We start from the raw sequence: 23,047 nt of genomic DNA, 5'->3' as shown, positions 1-23,047 counted from the left end.
CCGCTCACCACAGGGCGCGGTGCTGCTCCATGACGCCCCAGGCATGCTGGACCACCAGGCCGCCGGGGAGGGTGCCCGTGAAGGTCCCGAAGGGCTGGCGGTAGGCCGACCTGATCACCAGGAGGTCCACCACCTTGGCGCGCTCGGCCTCGGCGTGGAAGCGCAGCTCACGACCGTCGGCGAAGCGCACCCACGCCAGGTCGGGGGCGAACACGACCGGGCCGAGCGGGCGGGGCACACCGTCGACCCACAGGGTGTTCTCCACGTCGGGCAGCGTGTCGTTGAGGCCGACGATGACGCTCCACGACACCGTGCGACCGTCGTCCACCACCGCCGTCCCACCGCTCCACCACCACCGGGTGAGCCGCGGGTGGTAGCCGTCGTTGTCGTCGACGAGCGCGTGCCCGTCCAGGTGGTGCTCGCGCCCGCCGAGGCGGAAGGTCCCGCGGGCCGGCACGAGCTGCTTGCGGGTCCAGGTCCAGGCGTGCCCGACCGGCGTGACGACCTCGACGGCGCTCGACGGGCTCTCGTCGAGCGCGAGGTCGAGCTCGGCGCCGCGGTCGGCCACGAGCACCCGGCCGGGCGGCAGGTGCACCCGTCCCGCCCGCAGGCGCGTGTGCTCGTGGAGCACGCGGCCGTCCCGGTCCCACACGCCCCAGAACTCCTGGGCCACCGGCCCGACGTGCACGCGGGCCGCGCAGACCAGGTGGTCGGCGCTGAAGAAGCCGACGTAGCGCCAGTGCTTGCGCAGCCGCCAGCGGTCTAGCAGCGGCGCGGTGCGGGGCGGCAGCGGTAGGTCGTCGGGCCGGTCGCTGCCGTCGCCGCGGTAGCCGACCGTCCTACGTTTCCCCCGGTCAGGCACAAATCCCCCCGCCGACACGCCTCCGACCGGGTGCAGACCAGCAGTGCCAGTGGTCTAGGTTTCTCGTCACCATCCGCACCACCCAAGGAGCAGTCGTGAACAGAGGTCTCATCGGAACGATCATCGGCATCCTGGTGATCATCATCCTCGTGATCGTGATCCTGCAGCTGACCTAGGCCGCGTCTCCCATTCCGACGGGTGCTGGCGCGGCCCGCGCCCGACCGGGCGGTGCCGGCCTCGCTCGGCGCAGCCCGCTGCGATCTCGCTCCTCCGGATGGCCGGACCGGGCGCGGCTGCCGCGCCACCACCTGCCGGAACTGAGAGAAACGACCTAGCTCGGCGCGCTGCTGCTCACCGTGCGCGCTGGTCGAGCACGATCTGCACGACCCGGGTGAGCTCGGGCGTCAGGTCCTGCTCGGGCACGGTGAGCTCGAAGGACCGGCACGCGACGGTGTAGGTGAACCGGTCGGGCTGCGGCTCCGAGCGGCCCAGGTCGGACACGCTGATCTGGTCCAGGAGGCGCCGCAGCTCGGTCCCGGCCGGGTCGTCGGTGAGGCTGAGCTGGGCGAACTGCGAGGCGCCCGTGAAGCCGCCCGAGCGCCGCACGGCGACGACGTCGTCCCCCGGCTGGCCGGGCAGCGACGGGACGCCGGCCGATCCCACCGGGTCGGGCGCACCGGCCGGAGCCTGCGGCTTCGCCGACGGGCTGCCGCCCCCCGGGCCCGCGGGAGCCGGACCACCGCTCGGCGGGGTCTGGGCCGCGACCGCCTGGGTGCCGCGCGCGAGCCCGACCTGCTGCCAGGCCTCCCGGACGTGGTCGGCCACCGAGGTGTCCTCGGGGTAGAGCCGGGCGGCCGCGTCCACGGTCGCGGCCGCGAACCCCTCGAAGTCGGTCGAGGGCGTCACCGCCCCGCCGGTCAGCGCCGCGTACCAGACCTGGCCGGCCTTCTCCCAGCTCGGTCCGCCGATCGCGCGCGCCGCGAGGGCGAAGGCGCGGTTGGGGATGCCCGAGTTGAGGTGGACCCCGCCGTTGTCCTCCTCGGTGTCGACGTAGTCGTCCATGCTGCCGACCTGCGGGTCGCGCCCCAGGCGGGGGTCGTCGTACGCGGTGCCCGGCTCGAGCATCGAGCGCAGCGCGGTGGCCTTGACGTCGGGCATGAAGAGCCCCTGCCCGATCAGCCAGTCGGCCTGCGAGGCGTCCTGTCCGAGGGAGCGCTGCTTGGCCAGCGAGGCGAAGACGTCGCTCACGCTCTCGTTCAGCGCGCCGGACTGGCCCTGGTAGGTCAGGCCGGCGCTGAACTGCGTGACCCCGTGGGTGAACTCGTGCGCCGTCACGTCGAGCGGCTTGGTGAAGCGGTCGAAGACCTCGCCGTCGCCGTCGCCGAACACGAGCTGCTCGCCGTCCCAGAACGCGTTGTCGTAGTCGCGGCCGTAGTGCACGGTCACCGTCAGCGGCGTGCCCCGGCCGTCGACCGACGGACGGTCGAAGACCTCCGCGAAGAGGTCCCACGAGACGCCGGAGTGCGCGTGCGCCTCGTCGACGGCCGCGTCCCCCGTGGCTGGGTCGTCCTCGTCGCGCGCCCGGCGCCCGGGCAGCTCCTCGGCGCCGCCGGCGTCGTAGACCACGCGGTTGCCGCCCGTGTCCGGGACCGCCGGGGCCGTGGTCGCGGTGGCCGCCTCGCGGCGCGAGCGCATCCGCTCGTCCACGGCGAGCGTGTCGCGGCCGTCGGCCAGCAGGCGTCTGCCGGGGTCGCTCTCGGCGAGGCGTCGCAGCAGGTAGGGCGGGACGAAGCTGCAGCGGATCGCTTGCGGGCTTCGACGATCAGCGTCTGCGGTGGGCGTCATGGCACTACAGTGACACCCGGGTCCGACAGTCCTGGGGCGAGCCCGCTCGCCCGGTGGTGGCGGCTCCGCCCGCCGGCGGACCCGGGTCCGGCGGTGCCCCTCGCCGGAGGCGTGGACGCGTACGGAGGTGCTTGACCTCCGGTCGCGGCGGGTGAAGTCTGTCACACAACAGCGGGTCGCGTGTCAGGCGTGCCCCCGCCGTGCTGCGCCCCGCACCCTCGTCGAGCTCGGCCGAACGCCCCTCGGTCGTCGAAGCGTTTCCGGGTCGCAGCAGCAAGGGAGTCGCCCAGGTCCGAGAGAGCCGGTCGTGCACCGCACGATCACACGCGTTAGGTCAGGTACAGCACCTAACGCGATTTTGCCATGTCCGCTTCATGGCATGTCCGCTACCTGACAGTCTCTCGGCGTGACGAGCGTGCCCGATTCGCATAGCGTTCAGAACGACCCCCCAACACGGCCGTCAGTGCAAAAAAATCTCGCACTGACGGCCGAAAGCGAAAGGAATTCTCATGTTCTCCTCCTTCAACGCCCGCAAGGCCGTCCGCGTCGCCGCCACCTCCACCGTCGCCGGTGCGGCGCTGGCGCTGGTCTTCCTGGGCGCGCCGGCCGACGCGGCCACCGTGGCGAAGGCCGTCTTCCAGGGCCGCGGCTACTGATCCACCCGGCCGGCCGGCTCCGGCCGGCGAAGGCCCCCTGAGCGGGAGCCTCGACGTCGGTACGCGAAGGGCACCTCCTCCGGGAGGTGCCCTTCGTGCTGCCCGGGCTCGGGCGTCTCCCGCTAGGGGTTGCGCATCGAGTCCGCGCGCACGAGGGCGGCGCCGAGCTGCAGGCGGGTGGTCACCCCGAGCTCGTCCATCAGCTCGGCGATCCAGCGCCGCACCGAGCGGACGTTGATGCCCAGCTGGTTGGCGATCGCGTCGTCGGTGGAGCCGCTCATCATCAGCGAGATCAGCATCTGCCGGCGCGGGTCGCCGTTCAGGTAGGTGCCCGCCGTGATCGGGATGGCCGTGTCCCACACCGCGTTGAAGAGCCAGACGAGCGACTCCACGATCAGCGGGTGCCGCACGAAGCTCGCCCGCCGCTCGTGCCCGGGCATGTAGGACGGCATCGAGGGGATCCAGGCGATCTTCGCGTCGAAGAGCACGAGCTTCATCGGGACGGGCGCGGTCCGCGACTTCTCCCCGACCTGCGCGAAGAGCGCCATCTCCTTGAGCCGCTCGGGGTCGAAGCCCGGGTGGTAGACGCTGCGCTGGGAGACGCCGCGCTCCAGCGCCCGCCACTCCCCGGACTGCTCCCGCAGCTCCTCGATCGACAGCATCGAGGGCCCGCCGACGTACGGGGGTTTGTCGAACAGGCAGATCTCGTCGACGGTCTCGTTGCACAGCCGCGTGTACTCGGCGTACGACGTCTGGCCGACGAAGACCTGCACGTCGTCCTCGGTGCTGTGCGAGGCGGCCAGGATCTGGTTGTGGAGGGTGTCCGCGGCGATGGCCGCCGCCTCGATCTCGGCCACGCGGCGTGCCTTGAGGCCCTTGACCACGTCGGTGAGGGGGAGGGCCTTCCACCGGCCGCGGCCGAGGGCGACCGCGAGCCCGAGGTCGGCGAGGGTGTCGAGGTGGGTGCCGACCTGGTGCGCGCTCAGCGAGGTGCGCACCGCCAGCTCCTCGGGCGAGGTGTCCTCCAGGGCTGCGAGCACGACGTACAGCGCCTCGGCATCAGCGGGGATGCCCAACGGCTCCAGCACGGGTCGGCCCTCCCGCGTCGGCGACCAGGGTCTGGGGGAGGGATCTCCGGACCGACGCGTGCGGCTACGCTCGCAACGGCGTGGCGACGCTGCGCAGATCATGTCATAAAGAGGACAGGAGAGCGGCGTGGAGCAGCGTGCCGAGATCGGCGTGACCGGGCTCGCGGTGATGGGACGCAACCTGGCGCGGAACTTCGCCAGGCACGGGCACGTGGTGGCGATCCACAACCGCACCTACGCCAAGACCCAGGCGCTCCTGGACGAGGCGGGCGACGAGGGCACCTTCATCGCGTCGGAGAGCATGGCCGACTTCGTGGCCACGCTCGAGCGGCCGCGCAAGGTGATCATCATGGTCAAGGCCGGCCCGGGCACGGACGCCGTCATCGAGGAGCTCGCCGGGCTGCTCGAGGAGGGCGACATCATCGTCGACGCGGGCAACGCCCACTTCCCCGACACCGTGCGCCGCGAGAAGGAGCTCGCCGAGCGCGGCCTGCACTTCGTCGGCAGCGGCGTCTCCGGCGGCGAGGAGGGCGCGCTCAACGGCCCCTCGATCATGCCGGGCGGCTCGCGGGAGTCCTACGAGTCCCTCGGCCCGCTGCTGGAGGACATCTCGGCCAAGGTCGACGGCGTCCCCTGCTGCACCTACGTCGGCCCCGACGGCGCCGGCCACTTCGTCAAGATGGTGCACAACGGCATCGAGTACGCCGACATGCAGCTGATCGCCGAGGCCTACGACCTCATCCGCCGGGGCACCGGCAAGTCCCCGGCCGAGATCGCCGCGATCTTCCGCGAGTGGAACTCCGGGGAGCTCGAGAGCTTCCTCATCGAGATCACCGCCGAGGTGCTCGCCCAGGACGACGCCCGCACCGGCAAGGCCCTGGTCGACGTGATCCTCGACCAGGCCGAGCAGAAGGGCACCGGCCGCTGGACGGTGCAGAACGCGCTCGACCTGGGCGTGCCGATCACCGGCATCGCCGAGGCCACCTTCGCCCGGGCGCTCTCCGGCGGCGTCCCGCAGCGCGAGGCCGCCCGCGCGGCCCTGCCCGCCGGCACCGTCGAGTGGCACGTGGACGACCCCGACGCGTTCGTGGAGGACGTCCGCCGCGCGCTGTACGCCTCCAAGGTCGTCGCCTACTCCCAGGGCTTCGACCAGATCGCCGCCGCGAGCCAGGAGTACGGCTGGGGCGTCGACCGCGGCGCGATGGCGCGGATCTGGCGGGGCGGCTGCATCATCCGCGCGCGCTTCCTGAACCGCATCACCGAGGCCTACGAGCGCGACGAGCAGCTGCCGCTGCTGCTGGCCGACGACTTCTTCGTCGACGTCGTCTCCCAGTGCCTCGAGGCGTGGCGGCGGGTGGTCGCGGGGGCCGCGCAGAACGGCATCCCGACCCCGGCGTTCTCCTCCTCGCTCGCCTACTACGACGGCGTCCGCGCCGACCGGCTGCCGGCGGCGCTGATCCAGGGACTCCGCGACTTCTTCGGCGCGCACACCTACCGGCGCACCGACGCCGACGGCACCTTCCACACCGAGTGGGGTGCCGACCGCTCCGAGACCGCGGTCGACGGCGGCTTCACCGAGGACAAGAGCGCGCACACCGACGAGAAGAAGGTCGACCAGCCGATCTCGTGAGGTCGACCCGCCTGCCAGAGCTGCCCGGCGCGCGGCGCGCCGCCCGCGTCCACGGGCTCGGTGCGGAGGCGCTGCGACGCATCCGCAACGCCGCGTCGTCGCGCGGCTTCGCCGAGCGCGCGCGCCGGGGCGGCGAGGTGCCGGACGGCGGCGTCGCGGTCTTCTTCTGCACCGGGCCGGAGAACCTCTTCCAGCTCGAGCAGTGGCGCCTGCCGCTGGAGCACCTCGCGCGCACGCACGGCGTCTTCGTCGTCGTGGACCGCCCCGACACCGGGGAGGCCGTGCTGGCCCGCAGCACCCTGCCCGTCGCCTTCGCGGCGGGCAGCGGTGCGCTCGAGCGGCTCGTCGAGGAGCACGACGTCGCCGTGGCGCTCTACGTCAACCAGGTCGAGCGGAACTTCCGGATGCTGCGCTTCCCCGGGCCCGTGCACGTCCAGCTCGGCCACGGGGAGAGCGACAAGGCCTACAGCGTCTCCAACCAGCACAAGGCGTACGACCTCACCTTCGTCGGCGGGGCCGCCGGGCGCGACCGGCTGGGCGCGGCCCTGCGGGGCTTCGACGCGGAGGAGCGCACGGTCGGGGTCGGACGCCCGCAGCTCGACCACGCCTACCCCGGTGCGCCGGACTGGTCACGCGGCAGCGGGCTGCGGGTCTGGTACGCGCCGACCTGGGAGGGCGACCGGCCGAGCGTCGCGTACGGCTCGCTGGTCAGCCACGGCGTCGCCGTCGTCGAGTCGCTTATGTCCGACCCGGAGGTCCGTGTCGTCTACCGGCCGCACCCGCGCACCGGCCTGTCCTCGCCGGCCCACGCGGCCGCGGACCGCGCCGTCCGCGAGGTGCTCCGCCGCGACGGGGAGCGCCACCTGGTCGACGACGGCCCGTACGGCTGGCAGTGGGACTTCGCCGACGCCTGCGTCACCGACGTCTCCTCGGTGGCCTACGACTGGCTGGCCACGGGCAAGCCGCTCGTGGTCACCGAGCCGACCGCGGCGGCCGCGTACCGGCCGGCCTCACGCCTGCTCGACGAGCTGCCGCTGCTCCCCGCCGTCGACGCCGGCTCGGCGCTCGCGCTGCTCCGGGAGCGCGGGCTGGGCGCCGGCGCCGCGGGTGAGGGTCCGGCAGCAGCCCTGCTGCGCGACCTCGCCGCGTACTACTTCGGCGAGACCGCGGACGGGGCGAGCACCCGGCGCTTCGAGGCCGCCGTGGCCGACGCGCTGGCCCTGGCCGCGCGCTGAGCGGGGCTCAGAGCCCGCGGAGGAAGTCCACGTCGTCGTCCGGCGCCTTCGGGCGACGCAGCTCCCCGGCGGCCTCGCCGCGGGAGGCAGCGGTCGGGCGCCCGAAGAACAGCCAGCCCAGCGAACCGGCGAGCGGCAGGCAGATCACCGCGACCGCCCAGAGCCAGCGCGGGGCGCGGCGGACGGCGTACGGAGGGGCCTGGGCGACCTCGACCACGCAGTAGATCGTGAGCAGAGCCACGATCACCAGCGGGAGGAAACGCCCCATGGCCCAAGAGTATGCGTGGGGTCCCAACCGTGGGCAAGAGTCGTCGGAGGCCGTCCCGCGCGGCTCGTCGGAGCCCCGGCCCGGCCGTCCTAGGCTGGTCCGATGCTCACCGAGCGCCCCGCCCGGCCGACGATCGCGCAGCTGCGCGAGGTGACCCAGCCGCCGAGCGTCCGCACCCGCGCCGGCGCCGAGCACTGGGTCGCGCACCTCTACCTGCGCGACCTGTCGCCCTACCTGACCCGGCCGCTGCTGCGGCTCGGCTTCTCCGCCGACGCCGTCACGTGGCTGATGATCCTGTGCGCCGCGCTCTCCGCGGTCTCCACCGGCTGGCCGACGCTCGCGGGCGCGATCGGCGTCGTCGTGCTGGCCCAGCTGCAGCAGCTGCTCGACTGCTGCGACGGCGAGGTCGCCCGCTGGCGCCAGACCTCCTCGCCCCGCGGCGTCTACCTCGACCGGGTCGGGCACTACACGGCCGAGTGCGGGATCGCCGTCGCGCTCGGCGTGCGGGCCAACGGCGGCCCCGCGCTGGACGGAGTGTGGATCAGCGCGGGCCTCGCGCTGGGCCTGCTCGTCTGCCTCAACAAGGTCGAGAACGACCTCGTCCACGTCGCGCGGCACTACGCGGGCATGACGCAGATGGCCGACGTCGAGAGCGTCCGCGTGCCGCAGGCGGGCCTGCTGCGCACCGCCCGCCGGGCCGCGAGGCTGGTGCCCTTCCACCGGATCTTCCACTCCATCGAGATGTCGCTGCTGATCCTCCTGGCGGCCGTGGTCGACCTCTTCGTCGACGGCTGGGCCACCAAGGTGCTGCTGGTCGCGATGCTCGTCTCGGCCGTCGTCACCGTGGTCGGCCACCTCGCCGCCGTGCTCGGCTCGTCGAGGCTGCGGTGAGCGCCGCGGGGAGCGCCGGGGTGGGTTCGGGGCCGACCCGCTTCGGCGTCGTGGTGCTGACGATGGGCAACCGGCCCGACGACCTGCGCGCCGGGCTGGAGTCGCTGCTGGCCCAGCGCGACGTCGAGCTCGACGTGGTCGTCGTGGGCAACGGCTGGCAGCCGGTCGACCTGCCCGACGGCGTCCGCGCGCTCGGCCTGCCCCGCAACCTCGGCATCCCCGCCGGGCGCAACGCCGGTGTGCCCGAGGTGGCCGGTGACCTGCTCTTCTTCCTCGACGACGACGCGGAGCTGCCCCGCGACGACGTCCTCTCGCGGATGGCGGCCCAGTTCGCCGCCGACCCGACGCTCGGGCTGATCCAGCCGCGGGTGGTCGACCCCGAGGGCCGCGAGGCACCGCGTCGCTGGACCCCGCGCGTCCGGGTCGGCGATCCCGGTCGCAGCAGCCCGGCCATGAACGTCTGGGAGGGCGCGGTCGCGATGCGGCGCAGCGCCTTCGACTACGCCGGCGGCTGGCCCGAGCCCTTCTGGTACGCCCACGAGGGCGTCGAGCTGGCCTGGCGGGTGTGGGACGCGGGCTTCCACGTGCGCTACGACGGCAGCATCGAGGTCCACCACCCGGCGATCCAGCCGACCCGGCACGCCGAGTTCTACCGCTATCAGGCCCGCAACCGGGTCTGGCTCGCGCGCCGCAACCTGCCCGCGCCAGTCGGGGTCGCGTACGTCGCCGCGTGGGCCGCGATCGGCGGCAGCCGGCTGCGGACTTCCGAGGCGGTGCGCGAGACGCTGCGCGGCTACCGCATCGGCCTGCGCGACGACGGCGGGGAGCGCCGCCCCATGTCCTGGCGCACCGTCTGGCGCATGACGAGGGCCGGGCACCCGCCCGTCCTCTGACCGACGCCCCCTGAGCCTGACGAAGGGCCCCGCGGCCAACGCCCCCTGAGCTTGTCGAAGGGCCGCGAAGCGGTCGGCGTCCCTGGCTCGAGCGGGGCTGTCTCCCCCCGCCACCCCACGGCAACGCCAACCACTTCGTGGCCCTTCGACAGGCTCAGGGAGCGTCCGCGCACTACGCCTAGGGGCCGCCGCGCCAGTGGTCGATGCGGCGGTGGTCGGGCTTGAAGCCGTTCTCGACGCCCCAGAGGACGGCCTGCGTACGGTTGACGGCGCCGATCTTGCGGTAGGCCGACCGGATGTAGGACTTGACCGTGTTGATGCTGAGGTAGGTCAGGCCGGCGACCTCCTCGTTGCTGTGGCCCTGGGTGATGAGGGCCAGGACCTCCGACTCCCGGTCGCTGAGGCCGCGGCTGCGACCGGGCCAGTCCGAGCCGCTAGCCGGGCGGGCGCGCGGTGGAGGTTCGCTGACGACCATCTCCCCGGCGTGCACCGCCTCGAGCGCCGAGACGAGCCCGGCGGCGGACAGCGACTTCGACAGGTAGCCGTGCACGCCCTGCTTGCGGGCGCGCTCGACGAGGTCGGGGTGGAAGTTCCAGGTGTAGACGACCACGCGGCGCGCGTTCGGGTTCTCGACGAGCACGCGGACCTCGTCGCGGTCGGACTCCGGCTGGCCGAAGGAGTCGTAGAGGACGACGTCGACCTCGTCGTGCAGCCCACGGTTGGTGTCGATCTCGGCGATGACGACCCGTTCCGGGAACTGCCCGAGGATGTTCGCGACCCCCAGCACGACGACGTCGTAGTCGTTCACGAGGGCGACCGTGATGGGTCGCGTCCTCGTCGTCGTCGCGCTCGTCATGCGCCGACCGTACACCCGCAGGGATGTACCAGCCCCGGGTTCACCGGTGGTCTGATCGATGACGGAGGGCCGGAACGTCTCCGGCCCGAGCCGCTCGCAACGGCAGATCTCGAGGAGGAACATCGTGGAGATCATCGGCGTCATCGTGGCCGGCATCGTCATCGGCCTGCTGGGCAAGTTCGTGGCCCCCGGCAACCGGGACAACATCCCGCTCTGGCTGACCATCCTGTGCGGCATCGGCGGTGTGGTCATCGGCTGGTACGTCTACGTCGCCTTCGGCGGCAACGGCAGCCCCGGCATCGACTGGACCCGCTGGCTCGTCGCCGTGCTGGTCGCGGCCGTGCTGGTCGTCATCGCCTCCGCGCTCACGGGCCGGTCGCGCACCAGGACGACCGTCTGAGACGTGCCTCCGCCCCTGGGTCGACGGTCCGTGGGGGGTCGTGAGGCAGGGGCCGGCGCGGCGTGGACGCGCCCGGAGCGTCGAGGACGGTTCGCGCAGGCGGCTCTCACCGGGGGGTGGGGGTCGCCTGCTGCGTCCTCGAGGGGGCGTGCGAGGGCAGGAACGGTCGGGCCGCGTGCGCGCGACGTGGCACGATCGCGCGGTGACGATCACGGCGGCGGCGGACGGATCGGCGCTGGGCAACCCCGGACCGGCGGGCTGGGCCTGGTACGTCGACGACGAGCACTGGGCGAGCGGCGGCTGGCCGCGGGGCACCAACAACATGGGCGAGCTCAAGGCCGTGCTCGACCTGCTCCACCAGACGGCCCACCTCGACGACGACCTGCTCGTCTACTGCGACAGCCTCTACGTGATCAACACCGTCACGCAGTGGATGAAGGGCTGGAAGCGCAAGGGCTGGCGCAAGAAGGACGGCAAGCCGGTCCTGAACGTCGAGCTGGTCAAGGCGCTCGACCAGGCCCTGGACGACCGGGTCAACACCGACGTGCGCTTCGAGTGGGTCAAGGGCCACGCCGGCCACCCGCTCAACGAGGCCGCCGACCGCCTGGCCGTGGCCGCCTCCACCGCGTTCCGCGAGCGGCGCGAGCCCGAGCCCGGGCCGGGCTTCGAGGGCGCGGCCGGCGCTCCTGGCTCCGCGCCGGACCCCGGGCCCGAGGCGCTGCCGGCCGACGACGACCTGTTCTCGGTCTCCGGCGACACCCCCGCACGGGCCGCGGGGAGCTCCGCCGCGGCCCCGGCGGTCGTGATCTCGACCGGGGACGACCTCGACGAGGTGGTCGCCCTCGAGCGCGCCCTGCTCAGCGACCGGGTCCGCTCCGAGCGCAGGGCCGTCGACGCGCTGCTGGACCCGGCCTGGACCGAGATCGGGGCGTCGGGGCGGCTCTGGACGCGCGAGGCGATGCTCGACGTGATCGCCCCGCTCGACGACGTCGAGCTCGAGGTCGTGAGCGTCGACCGGCTCGCGGCCGACCTGGTGCTGCTGGTCTGGCGCAGCCGTACGGGTGACCGCTCGGTGCTGCGCAGCTCGCTCTGGGTGCGCTCGGGCGGACGCTGGCGCCAGCGCTTCCACCAGGGCACGCCGGAGGCCGGCCGTGCGCGGTGACCCCGGGGGCCGCCAGGACCGCCGCTGGCTCGACTGGGCGCTGACGCAGGTGGAGGCCGACAGCAACCGCAGCGCCGACACCCACCTGCACGTCTTCCCGCTGCCGCCGGAGTGGGGCGTCTCGCTCTACGTCAAGGACGAGTCGGTGCACCCGACCGGCAGCCTCAAGCACCGGCTCGCGCGCTCGCTCGTGCTCTACGGGCTGTGCAACGGCTGGATCGAGGAGGGCACGACGCTGGTCGAGGCATCGTCGGGCTCGACGGCGGTCAGCGAGGCCTACTTCGCCCGACTGCTCGGGCTGCCCTTCGTCGCGGTGATGCCGGCGACCACGGTGCGCGAGAAGTGCGAGCTCATCGAGTTCTACGGCGGGCGCTGCCACCTCGTCGACGACCCGGGCACCATCTACGCCGAGGCCGAGCGGCTCGCCGCCGAGACCGGCGGGCACTACCTCGACCAGTTCACCTACGCCGAGCGGGCGACCGACTGGCGCGGCAACAACAACATCGCGGAGTCGATGTTCGCCCAGCTCCGGCGCGAGCCGCACCCGGTGCCCGCGTGGGTCGTGGTCGGTGCCGGGACCGGCGGGACCAGCGCCACCATCGGGCGCTACCTCCGGCTCAACCAGCTGCCGGCCTCGCTGTGCGTGGTCGACCCGGAGGGCTCGGCGTTCGAGCGCTCGTGGCGCACGGGGGAGCTCGACGTGACGGCCCGCGGCTCGCGGATCGAGGGCATCGGCCGCCCCCGGGTCGAGCCGAGCTTCGTCCCCGAGGTCGTCGACCGGATGGTCGCGGTGCCCGACGCCGCGTCGGTCGCCGCGATGCGCTGGGGCACACGGCACCTCGGCCGGGTCGTCGGCGGCTCGACCGGGACGAACCTCTGGGGCGCCTGCCAGCTCGTCGCCGAGCTCGTGGCCGAGGGCCGGCGGGGCAGCGTCGTCACCCTGCTGTGCGACGACGGCCGCCGCTACGCGAACAGCTACTACGACGACGCCTGGGTCGCCTCGCGCGGCTGGGACCTCGCGCCGCCGACGCGGACGCTCGAGCACTTCCTGGCCACCGGTGAGTGGTCCGACCCCGTCTGACCTCCTGCCCCGGTCACCGGGCCCGCGGCTGCGTGGGTCAGGAGGCGATGGCGACGGTGACCGTGTCGGTGGCGACCTGCTTGGTGTAGACCTTCGACTTCGGCTTGTTCGGCGACAGCAGCTGGTAGGTGAAGGTCAGCGTCACCGACTGCGCGCCGGCCGGGAGCTCCGGCACGGTGAAGACGTTGCCGTACGAGTTGGGCTTCTTGATCAGGTAGCCGGGCGAGACCGTCGCGCTGTCGACGATCGGCGCCGGGGCGGCGAGCGGCCCGTCCGGTCCGGTGACGTCCATCCGCACGTCGAGCTCGGCGAGGTAGATGTCCTGCTTGTAGCCGCCCGGGAAGCCGGCGGTGAGCGACAGCGTCAGGGGCTTGCTCGCCTCCTCGGGCGTCCACTGGGCCATCGGCATCGTCGAGTAGTAGACGGTCTTGAGCTCGATCGCGCCCGCGTTGAGCGTGTGCTTGGCGACGCCCTTGCTCAGGTCGTTCTTGACCCGGGCCTTGACCGGCGTGGGGGTCGGGGTGGCCACGACGGTGGGCGTCGGGGCGGCCGACGGCTTCGCGCTGACCTGGGCGGCCTCCCACGGCGGGGTGCTGCAGCCGGCCGCGACGAGCAGGGCGGACACCGCGGCGGCGGCGGAGAGAGCGCGACGGAGCTTCATCGGGGGTTCCTGTCGGGGGAGGTGGAACGGCCGTCGGATCGTCCGAGAGCCGCAAGATAACACCGCTCACGCCTCGCCGGCCTGGATCCGGCGAGGCGGAGCGGCTTCCGAGCCGAGGGGGAGGGCTCAGACCTTGTATCCGCGCTGCCGGCGGAAGAGCTTGCTGATCATGACCACCGTCTGGGCGATCGTCACGACGTAGAGGACGGGCCAGCCGAGCCAGAGGATCGAGGTCTGGATCAGGATCGGCAGATGGAACCAGGTGTAGCCGAGCACGAGGAAGGAGACGCCGAGGACGATCAGGGGCGTGAGGTACGCCTTGCCCGAGCCGCGCTCGGCCTTGGCCTGCTCGGCCCAGTTGTCGACCTTGACGCGGGAGAGGAACTTGGCCCAGGCGCGCACGAAGTGCCCGGCGCGCAGCCACATGTAGATCTCCGCCGGGATACCCGTGGCCGCGAAGAGCACGTCGCGGGCGTTGCGGTTCTTCATCGAGAAGGCGATGCGGACGTTCAGCAGGATGGCGACGACCGGCGGGATCAGCCAGATGGGGCTGAACACGAAGGCGTTGATGCTGAGCGACGCGGCGAGCAGCAGCACGAACATGATGCGGGTGAAGATGTTGGTCGCCATGCCGAAGTTCTCGGCCCAGCGCAGCCGCAGGTTCGGGTGGAAGGGCTGGCCCTTGGTGTCGCCGCGCTGCCCCGGCCACATCAGGTCGATGGCGCCGTAGTTCCACTTGACCTGCTGGCCGTCGAGCGAGCGGACCGTGGTCATGCCGCCGACGTCGGCGCGGGCCTGCGCCGAGATCTTGGTCAGGTAGCCGGCCGACTTGATCTGGAGGCTGAGGAGCGAGTCCTCGACCTCGGAGTCGTTGACCCACGGGGTCTGCTGGTGGTTCTCGACCATGACCGCGCGGAGCGCCTTCATCGAGAAGATCGAGCACTGGCCGCCGAGGACCGCCATGTTGCGGCCGCGGAGCATGTTCTGCATGTTGAAGGCGGCGAACTGGGTGCGCTGGCCGGCGATGAGGAGCTTGGCGACCGGGCCCTTGATCAAGGTGTCGTCGATCGAGTAGATCGCCGAGATCCCGCCGATGCGGGTGTCGGACACGATCTCCTGCTCGAGCTTCTCGACCGCGTTCGGCGCGAGGACGGTGTCGCCGTCGACGCCCAGCAGGTACTCGGCGTCCTGGATGAGGTTGAAGCCGTAGTTGAGCGCGCCGACCTTCTTGTCGGGGTTCTCTCCGATGTCGTGGACGAAGACCTCGGTGCGCTGGCGCTTCTGGCCCTTGACCTTGGCGCCCTTGTGCGGGCCGGCGAAGGCCGCGGCCAGCTCGAAGGAGTTGTCCTTGGTGTTGTTGATGATCACGTGGATCTCGTCGGGCAGCCGCGTCTGGGCCAGCAGGCCGCGCAGCACGTCCTCGATGGACTCGGCCTCGTTGTACGCCGGGATGATCACGCCGATCCTGGGCCGGTAGGTGGGCAGCGCCTCGATGTCGGCCAGGTGCTGGTGCAGGTAGCGCGAGAGGGAGCCGCCGGTGGCCTGCTCCTGCTCGTCGGCGGCAGCAGCCGTGGCGACGGGCGTCACCTCCGCGAGGTCGGCCAGCTCGACGGTCTCGACGGTGCGCTCGGCGGCGTGCGCGGCGGTGTGCTCGGCGTCGGCGCCGCCCTGCGGGAGGTCGAAGTTGATGCTCATCGGGGTTCTCCTCGTGTCCGCCAGCCGTGTGCTGACATCAACAAGGTTCAGGTTTCAACCTTCAGGTCCTACTCAGAGAGCTGCGAGAGACAACCAGGTCTTCCTCAGCATCGACTCTCGACGGCTCAACCGTCCTGAGGCTCCTGAGAGTTCCTTGAGGTACCGCAGGAAGTCGTCAACGCCACCTCTGACACCGGTGTCGGGTCCCGGAGGCGGCTGACGCCCCGGCTCCTGGACCCCAGCCAGCGTGCGGATGACGCCCGGTCCGGTGTGCGCGACCGGTCGAGGGGTCCGTCCCCGTGGGCCACCCGGGTCTCGCGGTGGCGCTGACCGCTGGCTGCGGCGTAGGGCCCGGCGGTGCGGCTGCGGACGTGCCCAGGGTCGGTTCAGGAAGCAGGACCGTCGGATGGTCGGGCGTGCCGGACGGGTCAGGCGAGGACGAGGGCGAGGGCGCTGACGAGGGACGCGGCCAGGCCGGCCAGGCCCGTCGCCTTGAGCACCGCGATGAGGTCGCGACCGCGCGCACCGCCGAGCACGGCGCGGACCGGGCCGGCCAGCAGGAGCAGCGCCAGCAGCGCCAGCAGCACCCAGGCGGTGGTCAGCGCCGCGACGCCGACCAGCGCCAGGGCCGCGACGACGACCAGGCCGACGTAGAAGAGCCGGGTGCCGCGGTCGCCCAGCCGCGTGGCGAGGGTTCGCTTGCCCACGGCGGCGTCGCCGGCGAGGTCGCGGAGGTTGTTGGCCACGAGGACGGCGGTGGTCAGGCAGCCGACCCAGACGGCGGTCAGCAGCAGCGCCGCGTCGACGTGGCCGGTCTGGACGTAGCCGGTGCCGCACACCGCGACCAGGCCGAAGAAGACGAAGACGAAAACCTCGCCGAGGCCCGCGTAGCCGTACGGGCGCCGCCCACCGGTGTAGTACCAGGCCGCGAGCACACAGGCGACGCCGACGGCGAGGAGCCACCAGTGGCCGGTGAGCACGACCAGGGCGAGCCCCGCGACGCCGGCGAGCGCGAAGCAGGCGAACGCCGCCGCGCGCACGGTGGCCGGCCGGGCGAGGCCGCTCCCGACGAGGCGCAGCGGGCCCACCCGGACCGCGTCGGTGCCGCGGATCCCGTCGGAGTAGTCGTTGGCGAAGTTCACGCCGACCTGCAGCGCGAGGCTGACCAGCAGGGCGAGCAGCGCGACCGGGAGGTCGGCCCCGCCGGTGTACGCGGCGACGCCGGTCGCGGCGACGACGGGGCTGACCGCCGCCGGCAGCGTGCGGGGGCGAGCGCCCTCGACCCACTGGGCGGGGGTGGCCCGCGGTGCGGCGCCCTCGACGGGTGCGCTCATGTCGGCTCCTTCTCGGTGCTCGGGCCGGCCAGCTCGGTCTGCAGCCGGCGGCGGTCGACCTTGCCGCTCGGCGTACGGGGCAGCGGCACCCGGACGGCCAGCCGGCGGGGGGCGGCGTAGGCCGGGAGCGCGTCGCGCACCCAGCCCTGCAGGGCGGTGAGGGTGAGGCCCGGGTCGTCGGTCACCGCCACGACCGCGGTGCCCCAGTCCGGGTCCGGGACCCCGACGACGGCGAGCTCGGCGGTGCCGCGCCCCGGCCAGGCGTGCGCCCGCGCCTCGACCGCGCCGAGGTCGACGTTGTGGCCGCCGCTGACGACCACGTCGTCGGTGCGCCCGAGGACCTCGAGGCGCCGCGTGCCGTCGGGTCCGTCGACCCAGCGGCCGCGGTCGGCGGAGCGCAGGCGGCCGTCCACGACGGCCTCGGCGGTCAGGTCGGGCCGCCCGCGGTAGCCGGAGAAGAGGACGGGCCCGGCGATGCTGATCCGCCCGCCGTCCTGCTCGAGCCGCACGTCCACGCCGTCGAGGGGCACGCCGTCGTAGACGCAGCCCCCGCACGTCTCGCTCATCCCGTACGTGGTCACGCAGCTGACGCCCGCGTCGCGCGCCCGGCGCAGCAGCCCCGGGTCCGTCGCGCCGCCGCCGACCAGCACCGCGTCGAGCCCGGCGAGCGCGTCGACCAGGCGGGGCTGGGCCATGGCCCGGACGAGCTGCGTCGGGACGAGGGAGAGGTAGCGCCGCCCCTGCGTAAGCGCGGCGTCGGGCAGGTCGGCGAGGTCGCGGGCGAGGGGCAGCACCGACGTGCCGGCCAGGTGCGCGCGCGCGAGCACCATCAGCCCGGCCACGTGGTGGGGCGGCAGGGGCAGCAGCCAGTGCCCGGGCCCGCCGAGCCGGGCGTGGGTCGCCTCGGCCCCGGCGCGCAGGGCGGCGGCGGACAGCACGACGCCCTTGGGCTCGGCGGTCGAGCCCGAGCTGAGCACGACGACCGCGGCCTCCTCGTCGAGCGGGTCGGCCGACGCCTCGCCGGACCCGTCGAGGTGCAGGGCGGAGACGGCGCGGGCCCGCTCGACCGCGTCGTGGGGGAGCGGGGCCACCGGCGGACCGCCCTCGAGGGCGCTGGCCAGCGCGGCGACCAGCCCGCTCTCGTCGACCCCGCGCAGCCGCGAGGGGGCGCTGCCGGAGGTCACCTCGTCAGCCTAGGTGGGGTCATGGGGGAGACTCGCGGCGTGACGGGCGGTGGGCAGCGGCGGGCTGAGGTGCGCGGCTACGCCCTGGCGATGCCCGTGCGGTTCCGGGGGCTGACCCGGCGCGAGGGCCTGCTCTGGCGCGGCGCGGCCGGCTGGGCGGAGTGGAGCCCGTTCCTCGACTACTCCGGCGCCGAGCTCGTGCCGTGGCTGCGCGCAGCCGATGAGGCGGCCGACCGCGGCTGGCCGGCGCCGGTCCGCGACGCCGTCCCCGTGAACTGCACGGTGCCGGCCGTCGGCCCGGAGCAGGCCCACGCGATCGTCTCCCGTGCCGTCTCCGGCTGGGGGTGCCGCACGGCGAAGGTCAAGGTCGCCGAGCGGGGCCAGGCGCTCGCCGACGACCTCGCCCGCTGCGAGGCGGTGCGCGACGCGCTCGGCCCGGACGGCCACCTGCGCGTCGACGCCAACGGCGGCTGGGAGCTCGACGCCGCCGAGGCCGCCGTCCGGGCCCTCGACCGCTACGGGCTCGAGTACGTCGAGCAGCCCTGCTGGGCCGTCGAGGACCTGGCCGCGCTCCGGGTCCGGCTGGCGCGGGCCGGTGCGCCCGTGCCCGTCGCCGCCGACGAGTCGATCCGCCGCGCCGACGACCCCTACCGCGTCGTCGCCCTCGACGCCGCCGACGTCGCCGTGCTCAAGGTCGCGCCCCTGGGTGGGGTCCACGCCGCGCTCGAGGTGGCCGAGCGGATCGGCCTGCCCGTCGTCGTGTCGAGCGCGGTGGAGACCTCCGTCGGTCTCGCCGCCGGCGTCGCCCTCGCCGCCGCCCTGTCCGCGCTGCCGTACGCCTGCGGCCTCGCGACGACCTCCCTGCTCGACGGTGACGTCGTCATCGACCCGCTCGTCCCGGCCGACGGGGCCCTGCCCGTCCGGGCGGTCGAGGTCGACGAGGGACGGCTCGCGCAGCACCGGATGGCGACGGCGGACGAGGCGTCGTGGTCGGAGAGGCTGGCGCGGACGCGTGCGCTGGACGAGGCCGCCGGGAGCGGGCGTGGCTGACGCGGGCGCGCTGGCCGCCATCGTCGTCGCCGCGCTGCGGCAGGCCGGGGTGCGCGACGTCGTCCTGGCCCCCGGGTCGCGCAGCGCGCCCCTGGCCCTCGTGCTCTGGGCGGCCGACCGTGACGGAACGCTCCGGCTGCACGTCCGGGTCGACGAGCGCGGCGCCGGGTTCCTCGCGCTCGGCCTGGCCAAGGCGACCGGGCGGCCCGTGGCCGTCGTGACCACGTCCGGCACCGCCGTCGCGAACCTGCACCCGGCCGTCCTCGAGGCCTGGCACGCCCACGTGCCGCTCGTCGTGGTGAGCGCGGACCGCCCGGCGGCGCTGCGCTGGACCGGCGCCAACCAGACGACGCACCAGCAGGACCTCTTCGCCGGCCACGTCCGTGCCGCGGCCACGCTCGCCGAGCCCCGGGACGCGTCCTTCGAGGTGGCGCGGCTGCTGGCCGCCGCGACCGGCGTCCGCAGCCGGCTGCCCGGACCCGTCCACCTCGACGTCGAGCTCGTCGACCCGCTCGTGCCCGACCCGGCCGCGCTCGCGCGGCCGCTGCCGGAGGTCCGGCTGCCCGAGGTCCGGCCGGCCCCCGCCGCGGAACCGCTCGCGCTGGCCCCGGGACGGCGGACGGTCGTCGTCGCCGGCGACGCCCCGCCCGCGCTCGGGCGCGTCTGGGCGGACCGCGCCGCCGTGGCGTCCGTGCCGCTGCTGGCCGAGCCCTCGAGCAACGCCCGCTCCGGACCGGCCGCGCTCAGCACCTACCGGCTGCTGCTCACCGCGCTCGCCCCGGACGTCGAGCGGGTGGTCGTGGTCGGCCACCCGACGCTCTCGCGCCCGGTGCAGCAGCTGCTCTCCCGCGCCGACGTCGAGCTCGTCGTGACCACCCCGTACGCCGACTGGCCCGACCCGGGTCGCGCGGCGACGACGGTCGTCGACGACGTGGCGCTGCCCGCACCAGGACCGGCCGAGCGGGCGTGGTTCGCGCGGTGGCAGGACGCCGAGTCGCGGACGCGGGGACGGCTGGACCAGCTGCTCGACGGCTGGCCGGCGCTGACGGGGGCCGAGGTGGCGCGGCACGTCCTGGCCGCGCTGGGCGAGGACGACGTCCTGCTCGTCGGCTCGTCGAACCCGGTCCGCGACCTCGACCTCGCGCCCGTCGCCGCCCGCCCGCCCGCCGTGCACGCCAACCGCGGCCTCGCCGGGATCGACGGGCTGGTGTCGACGGCCCTGGGTCTCGCCCGGGGCTCGGGCGGTCCGGTGACCGCCCTGCTCGGCGACCTGTCGCTGCTCCACGACGCGAACGCCCTGGTCGTCGGTGCCCTCGAGGTGCGTCCCGACCTGCGCCTGGTCGTGGTGAACGACGACGGCGGCAGCATCTTCTCCACCCTCGAGCAGGGCGGGCCCGAGCACGAGGCGGCGTTCGAGCGGGTCTTCGGGACCCCGCAGGGGGTGCGCTTCGCGGGCTTCGCCGCGGCCGCCGGCGCCGCGTACCGGCGGGTCGACGACCTGGACGCCCTCGACGACGCGCTCGGCCGGCCGCCGCGCGGCGTCGAGCTGCTGGAGGTCGCGCTCGGCCGGACCGACCGGCGCGCCCTCGACGAGGCGGTCAGGGCGCTCGGCACCCGGGTCTGAGCCCGCTCTCGCCGTCGTCGTGGCCCGCCCGGGGCAGGCCGCTCGGGCGTCAGCCCGCGGCGCGCAGCCAGGCCCGCACATGCCGCGTGGCCAGGACGTCGTCCTCGTTGTAGGCGAGCACGCGCGCCTCGGCGGCCGCCCGGGCCTCCGGCTCGGGCGCGTGCACGGCGTCGGCGAACCAGCGCTGGGAGTTGAGGCCGCCCGGGTCCTCGTCGCGCCAGGCGAAGCCGGCGTGCGTCGCGACCAGCTTGAGCCCCAGGCCGCTCACCCCGAACCAGTGCTCCTTGACCACGTCGAGCAGGTCGACGAAGCCCTCCCGCGCGTACGCCGACGCCCACGCGAGCACGGGGTGCCCGGAGCGCCGGGCGAGCGCGTCAATCGTGCTCGGCTCGTAGCCGCTGTAGTGGTAGACCGCGACGCCCGGACCGGAGCCGGCCTCCTGCTCGCCCTCGACGAGAGCGCGGAGCCAGGTGAACGCCTCGACCGCGAGCGCGGTCTCGGCCTCCGAGTCGAGGTCGCGGAACGCGGCGAACGCGCGGTAGGAGCCCTCGTCCGGCCGGTCCGGACGCTCCACCCAGAAGCCCCAGAGGTAGACCCGGCCGTCGGCCGAGCTCTCGATGTCGAGGTCGACCTCGAGCGAGCCGGCGCGGACCTCGATCGGGCCCGACGTCTCGCGCACGAAGGGCACGCCGCCCTCGAGGAGGCGGGCCCGGCGCACGGCCGTGCGGAGCCGGGACTCGGCGTGGCTGCGGTGCGGCACGAGGGGCAGGTAGCGCTCGAGCAGCGCGTCGGTGTCGGCGTGCGCCAGCGCCGTCACGGTGCCGGCGTCGAGCCCGCGCAGCGCCTCGACCTCGAGGCGGTCGAGCGCGCCCCGGTCGATGCGCACGCTCACGTCGTCGTCGTCGAGCTCGGCGCGGCAGACGGGCCACCAGCGGCAGGTCGCGCACTCGCGGACCACGACCGGGGCCAGCAGCGGCTCCCCGCGCCGGGCGGCCTGCGCCACCGCCAGCCGCCGCGCGAAGGCGCCGTCGTAGCGCTCGAGCACGGTCTCGAGCCGGTAGCCGCCGGCGACCTCGGCGTCGTACGTCCGCAGCAGCGGCTCGGCCAGGTCGGCCCACACCAGCGCCCGTCCCGTCCCGGTCGGCACGTCGGTGCCCACCAGGCCGCCCCACGCCGGGCCACCGCCGAAGCCCGCCGCCTCGAGCAGCCGGTGGTGGTGGGCGAGCTCGCGCAGGTCGCGCTCCTCGGAGCGCAGCCGGAGGGCCGCGTCGCGCCGGCGGCGGGGTTCGACCGGCGCCGGCTCCTCGAAGGAGGTCCAGGCCAGCCCGGGCGCGCCCTCCTCGACGGGGTCCTGGCCGGTGCGCGGGGTCTGGAGCGCCAGCACGTGGTGCCAGACGACGAGCGCCGGGTGGTAGGTCGGGCCCTGCGGGCCGTCGGCGCCCCGGACGAGCAGGTCGGGCGTGCCGGTGCGGTGCCCGTCGTGGTCGGGCGGGAGCACGCCGCCGACGACCACGTCGACGCCGTCGGCCAGCGCGCGTCGCGTCGCCGCCACCTGGACGTCGGACCCGTCGGCGGCCAGCAGCCGCAGGTCGACGACCCGGCCGCGGCAGCGGTCGATGAGCTCCTCGAGCACGACCTGGCGGTGCCGGCGCCCGGCCTCGGCGCGCAGCGCGAGGGGGTCGTCGAACGCCTGCGGCTGGGCCGGCGGGAGCACGCTCGTCCCGTCGAAGCGGCGCTGCGTCTTCACCGGGCAGCTGCGCGCCGCGCGGGCGTCGAGCAGCAGCGGCCCGCCCCTCGTCACGGCCGGCTCCGCGACGGTGCCGGCCACCGCCTCGTCGGCCGGCTCCGTCGTCACCGGGGACGGCTCCGCGTACGCGGTCACCGCACGGCCCGGTGGAGGGCGACGACCCCGCCCGAGAGGTTGCGCCAGGCGACGTCGCGCCACCCGGCGGCGCTGATCCGCCCCGCCAGCTGCTCCTGGTCGGGCCAGGCGCGGATCGACTCGGCGAGGTAGGTGTACGCGACCGGGTTGGACGAGACCGCACGGGCGATCCGGGGGAGCGCGGCCATCAGGTACTCGGTGTAGACGACGCGGAAGGGTGCCCAGGTCGGTGAGGAGAACTCGCACACGACCAGCCGGCCGCCGGGCCGGGTCACGCGCCGCATCTCGCTCAGGGCGGCGTGGGTGTCCTCGACGTTGCGCAGGCCGAAGGAGATGGTGACCGCGTCGAAGGACGCGTCCGCGTACGGCAGCTGCAGCGCGTCGGCGGCGACGAAGGACAGCGAGGGCCGTCGCTGCTTGCCGACGGTGAGCATGCCCAGCGACAGGTCGGTGGGGACGACGGTGGCGCCGGCGGCGGCGAAGGGTTCGCTCGAGGTGCCCGTGCCGGCGGCGAGGTCGAGCACGCGCTCGCCGGCCCGTGCGCCCACGGCCTCGAGCACGGCCCGGCGCCAGGCCCGGTCCTGGCCGAGCGAGAGCACGTCGTTGGCGAGGTCGTAGCGCGCTGCCACGTGGTCGAACATGACCGCGACGTCGGCCCGGCGCTTGGCCAGGGTCGCCCGGGCTCCGGCCCGGCCTCTGGGTGCGTCTACGTCGTCGACCATGGGCAGAACTCTTCCACGGCCCACCGAC

General features: G+C 74.3%; 21 protein-coding genes. 10 read left to right on the top strand and 11 right to left on the bottom strand.

Annotated features, from left to right (window positions below):
- Nucleotides 1-4: 4 nt before the first annotated feature.
- Nucleotides 5-862 (bottom strand): DUF2804 family protein, encoded by an 858-nt coding sequence (locus tag BLU42_RS14880; protein ID WP_157719988.1) that lies wholly within the window; start codon nucleotides 860-862, stop codon nucleotides 5-7.
- Nucleotides 863-1,213: 351 nt separating this feature from the next.
- On the bottom strand, nucleotides 1,214-2,707 hold the full coding sequence (locus BLU42_RS14875) for a protealysin inhibitor emfourin (RefSeq protein ID WP_197680454.1): 1,494 nt from the start codon (nucleotides 2,705-2,707) through the stop codon (nucleotides 1,214-1,216).
- A gap of 509 nt (nucleotides 2,708-3,216) precedes the next feature.
- On the opposite strand from BLU42_RS14875, the gene BLU42_RS20650 reads away from it, so the two are divergent.
- Nucleotides 3,217-3,363, top strand: coding sequence for a hypothetical protein (locus BLU42_RS20650; RefSeq protein WP_157719987.1), 147 nt, complete (start codon nucleotides 3,217-3,219; stop codon nucleotides 3,361-3,363).
- 122 nt (nucleotides 3,364-3,485) lie between these two features.
- Here the strand turns inward: BLU42_RS20650 and BLU42_RS14870 are convergent, their stop codons facing one another.
- Nucleotides 3,486-4,451, bottom strand: a complete 966-nt coding sequence (locus BLU42_RS14870) for a helix-turn-helix domain-containing protein (protein ID WP_157719986.1) — start codon at nucleotides 4,449-4,451, stop codon at nucleotides 3,486-3,488.
- Between the two features lie 127 nt (nucleotides 4,452-4,578).
- Here BLU42_RS14870 and gndA point away from each other — a divergent pair, with 127 nt between their 5' ends.
- Together gndA and BLU42_RS14860 are read left to right on the top strand one after the other, a co-directional pair.
- A complete protein-coding gene (gndA, locus tag BLU42_RS14865; RefSeq protein ID WP_091075884.1) occupies nucleotides 4,579-6,081 on the top strand; it encodes an NADP-dependent phosphogluconate dehydrogenase in 1,503 nt (500 codons plus the stop codon).
- The gene (locus tag BLU42_RS14860) at nucleotides 6,078-7,316 is read left to right on the top strand and encodes a hypothetical protein (protein WP_091075880.1); all 1,239 of its coding nucleotides are present in this window, start codon (nucleotides 6,078-6,080) and stop codon (nucleotides 7,314-7,316) included. The genes gndA and BLU42_RS14860 overlap by 4 nt, the downstream gene beginning before the upstream one ends.
- A gap of 7 nt (nucleotides 7,317-7,323) precedes the next feature.
- Here the strand turns inward: BLU42_RS14860 and BLU42_RS14855 are convergent, their stop codons facing one another.
- A complete protein-coding gene (locus tag BLU42_RS14855; RefSeq protein WP_091075877.1) occupies nucleotides 7,324-7,584 on the bottom strand; it encodes a PLD nuclease N-terminal domain-containing protein in 261 nt (86 codons plus the stop codon).
- A 102-nt stretch (nucleotides 7,585-7,686) separates the two neighbouring features.
- Here BLU42_RS14855 and BLU42_RS14850 point away from each other — a divergent pair, with 102 nt between their 5' ends.
- Entirely contained in the window at nucleotides 7,687-8,475 is a 789-nt protein-coding gene (locus tag BLU42_RS14850) for a CDP-alcohol phosphatidyltransferase family protein (protein WP_091075874.1), read from the top strand.
- The gene (locus tag BLU42_RS14845) at nucleotides 8,472-9,368 is read left to right on the top strand and encodes a glycosyltransferase family 2 protein (protein ID WP_231918178.1); all 897 of its coding nucleotides are present in this window, start codon (nucleotides 8,472-8,474) and stop codon (nucleotides 9,366-9,368) included. Before BLU42_RS14850 ends, BLU42_RS14845 begins: the two co-directional genes overlap by 4 nt.
- A gap of 178 nt (nucleotides 9,369-9,546) precedes the next feature.
- On the opposite strand, the gene BLU42_RS14840 is transcribed toward BLU42_RS14845, so the two are convergent.
- Nucleotides 9,547-10,224 carry a response regulator transcription factor gene (locus BLU42_RS14840; RefSeq protein ID WP_091080642.1) on the bottom strand — a complete coding sequence of 226 codons (678 nt, stop codon included), beginning with the start codon at nucleotides 10,222-10,224 and terminating at the stop codon, nucleotides 9,547-9,549.
- 124 nt (nucleotides 10,225-10,348) lie between these two features.
- Between BLU42_RS14840 and BLU42_RS14835 the strand changes: the two genes are divergently transcribed.
- From BLU42_RS14835 to cds1, 3 genes are all read left to right on the top strand, one after another.
- Nucleotides 10,349-10,624 (top strand): GlsB/YeaQ/YmgE family stress response membrane protein, encoded by a 276-nt coding sequence (locus BLU42_RS14835; RefSeq protein ID WP_091075870.1) that lies wholly within the window; start codon nucleotides 10,349-10,351, stop codon nucleotides 10,622-10,624.
- 202 nt (nucleotides 10,625-10,826) lie between these two features.
- Nucleotides 10,827-11,786, top strand: coding sequence for an RNase H family protein (locus BLU42_RS14830; protein ID WP_091075867.1), 960 nt, complete (start codon nucleotides 10,827-10,829; stop codon nucleotides 11,784-11,786).
- On the top strand, nucleotides 11,776-12,867 hold the full coding sequence (gene cds1, locus BLU42_RS14825; protein ID WP_091075863.1) for an L-cysteine desulfhydrase Cds1: 1,092 nt from the start codon (nucleotides 11,776-11,778) through the stop codon (nucleotides 12,865-12,867). Before BLU42_RS14830 ends, cds1 begins: the two co-directional genes overlap by 11 nt.
- Before the next feature lie 37 nt (nucleotides 12,868-12,904).
- Here cds1 and BLU42_RS14820 read toward each other — a convergent pair whose 3' ends face one another.
- From BLU42_RS14820 to BLU42_RS14805, 4 genes are all read right to left on the bottom strand, one after another.
- Nucleotides 12,905-13,528, bottom strand: a complete 624-nt coding sequence (locus BLU42_RS14820; protein WP_091075860.1) for a hypothetical protein — start codon at nucleotides 13,526-13,528, stop codon at nucleotides 12,905-12,907.
- A gap of 126 nt (nucleotides 13,529-13,654) precedes the next feature.
- Nucleotides 13,655-15,223 carry a glycosyltransferase family 2 protein gene (locus BLU42_RS14815; protein ID WP_197680453.1) on the bottom strand — a complete coding sequence of 523 codons (1,569 nt, stop codon included), beginning with the start codon at nucleotides 15,221-15,223 and terminating at the stop codon, nucleotides 13,655-13,657.
- A 428-nt stretch (nucleotides 15,224-15,651) separates the two neighbouring features.
- Nucleotides 15,652-16,557, bottom strand: a complete 906-nt coding sequence (locus BLU42_RS14810) for a 1,4-dihydroxy-2-naphthoate polyprenyltransferase (protein WP_091075856.1) — start codon at nucleotides 16,555-16,557, stop codon at nucleotides 15,652-15,654.
- The gene (locus BLU42_RS14805) at nucleotides 16,554-17,741 is read right to left on the bottom strand and encodes an AMP-binding protein (protein WP_231918177.1); all 1,188 of its coding nucleotides are present in this window, start codon (nucleotides 17,739-17,741) and stop codon (nucleotides 16,554-16,556) included. The genes BLU42_RS14810 and BLU42_RS14805 overlap by 4 nt, the downstream gene beginning before the upstream one ends.
- A 21-nt stretch (nucleotides 17,742-17,762) precedes the next feature.
- On the opposite strand from BLU42_RS14805, the gene BLU42_RS14800 reads away from it, so the two are divergent.
- Together BLU42_RS14800 and menD are read left to right on the top strand one after the other, a co-directional pair.
- Complete coding sequence (locus BLU42_RS14800; protein ID WP_172825803.1) at nucleotides 17,763-18,791, top strand: o-succinylbenzoate synthase; 1,029 nt, start codon at nucleotides 17,763-17,765, stop codon at nucleotides 18,789-18,791.
- On the top strand, nucleotides 18,784-20,415 hold the full coding sequence (gene menD / locus BLU42_RS14795) for a 2-succinyl-5-enolpyruvyl-6-hydroxy-3-cyclohexene-1-carboxylic-acid synthase (RefSeq protein ID WP_091075851.1): 1,632 nt from the start codon (nucleotides 18,784-18,786) through the stop codon (nucleotides 20,413-20,415). Before BLU42_RS14800 ends, menD begins: the two co-directional genes overlap by 8 nt.
- 49 nt (nucleotides 20,416-20,464) lie before the next feature.
- Here the strand turns inward: menD and BLU42_RS14790 are convergent, their stop codons facing one another.
- Both BLU42_RS14790 and BLU42_RS14785 read right to left on the bottom strand, forming a co-directional pair.
- Nucleotides 20,465-22,270, bottom strand: a complete 1,806-nt coding sequence (locus BLU42_RS14790; RefSeq protein ID WP_157719985.1) for a TM0106 family RecB-like putative nuclease — start codon at nucleotides 22,268-22,270, stop codon at nucleotides 20,465-20,467.
- Between the two features lie 23 nt (nucleotides 22,271-22,293).
- Nucleotides 22,294-23,019, bottom strand: a complete 726-nt coding sequence (locus BLU42_RS14785) for a demethylmenaquinone methyltransferase (RefSeq protein WP_091075845.1) — start codon at nucleotides 23,017-23,019, stop codon at nucleotides 22,294-22,296.
- Between the last annotated feature and the right edge of the window lie 28 nt (nucleotides 23,020-23,047).

The organism is Microlunatus sagamiharensis (assembly GCF_900105785.1).
GTDB lineage: Bacteria > Actinomycetota > Actinomycetes > Propionibacteriales > Propionibacteriaceae > Microlunatus > Microlunatus sagamiharensis.
Note: the sequence above shows the minus strand (reverse complement) of the source record. Positions and strands in the feature narration are given on the sequence as shown.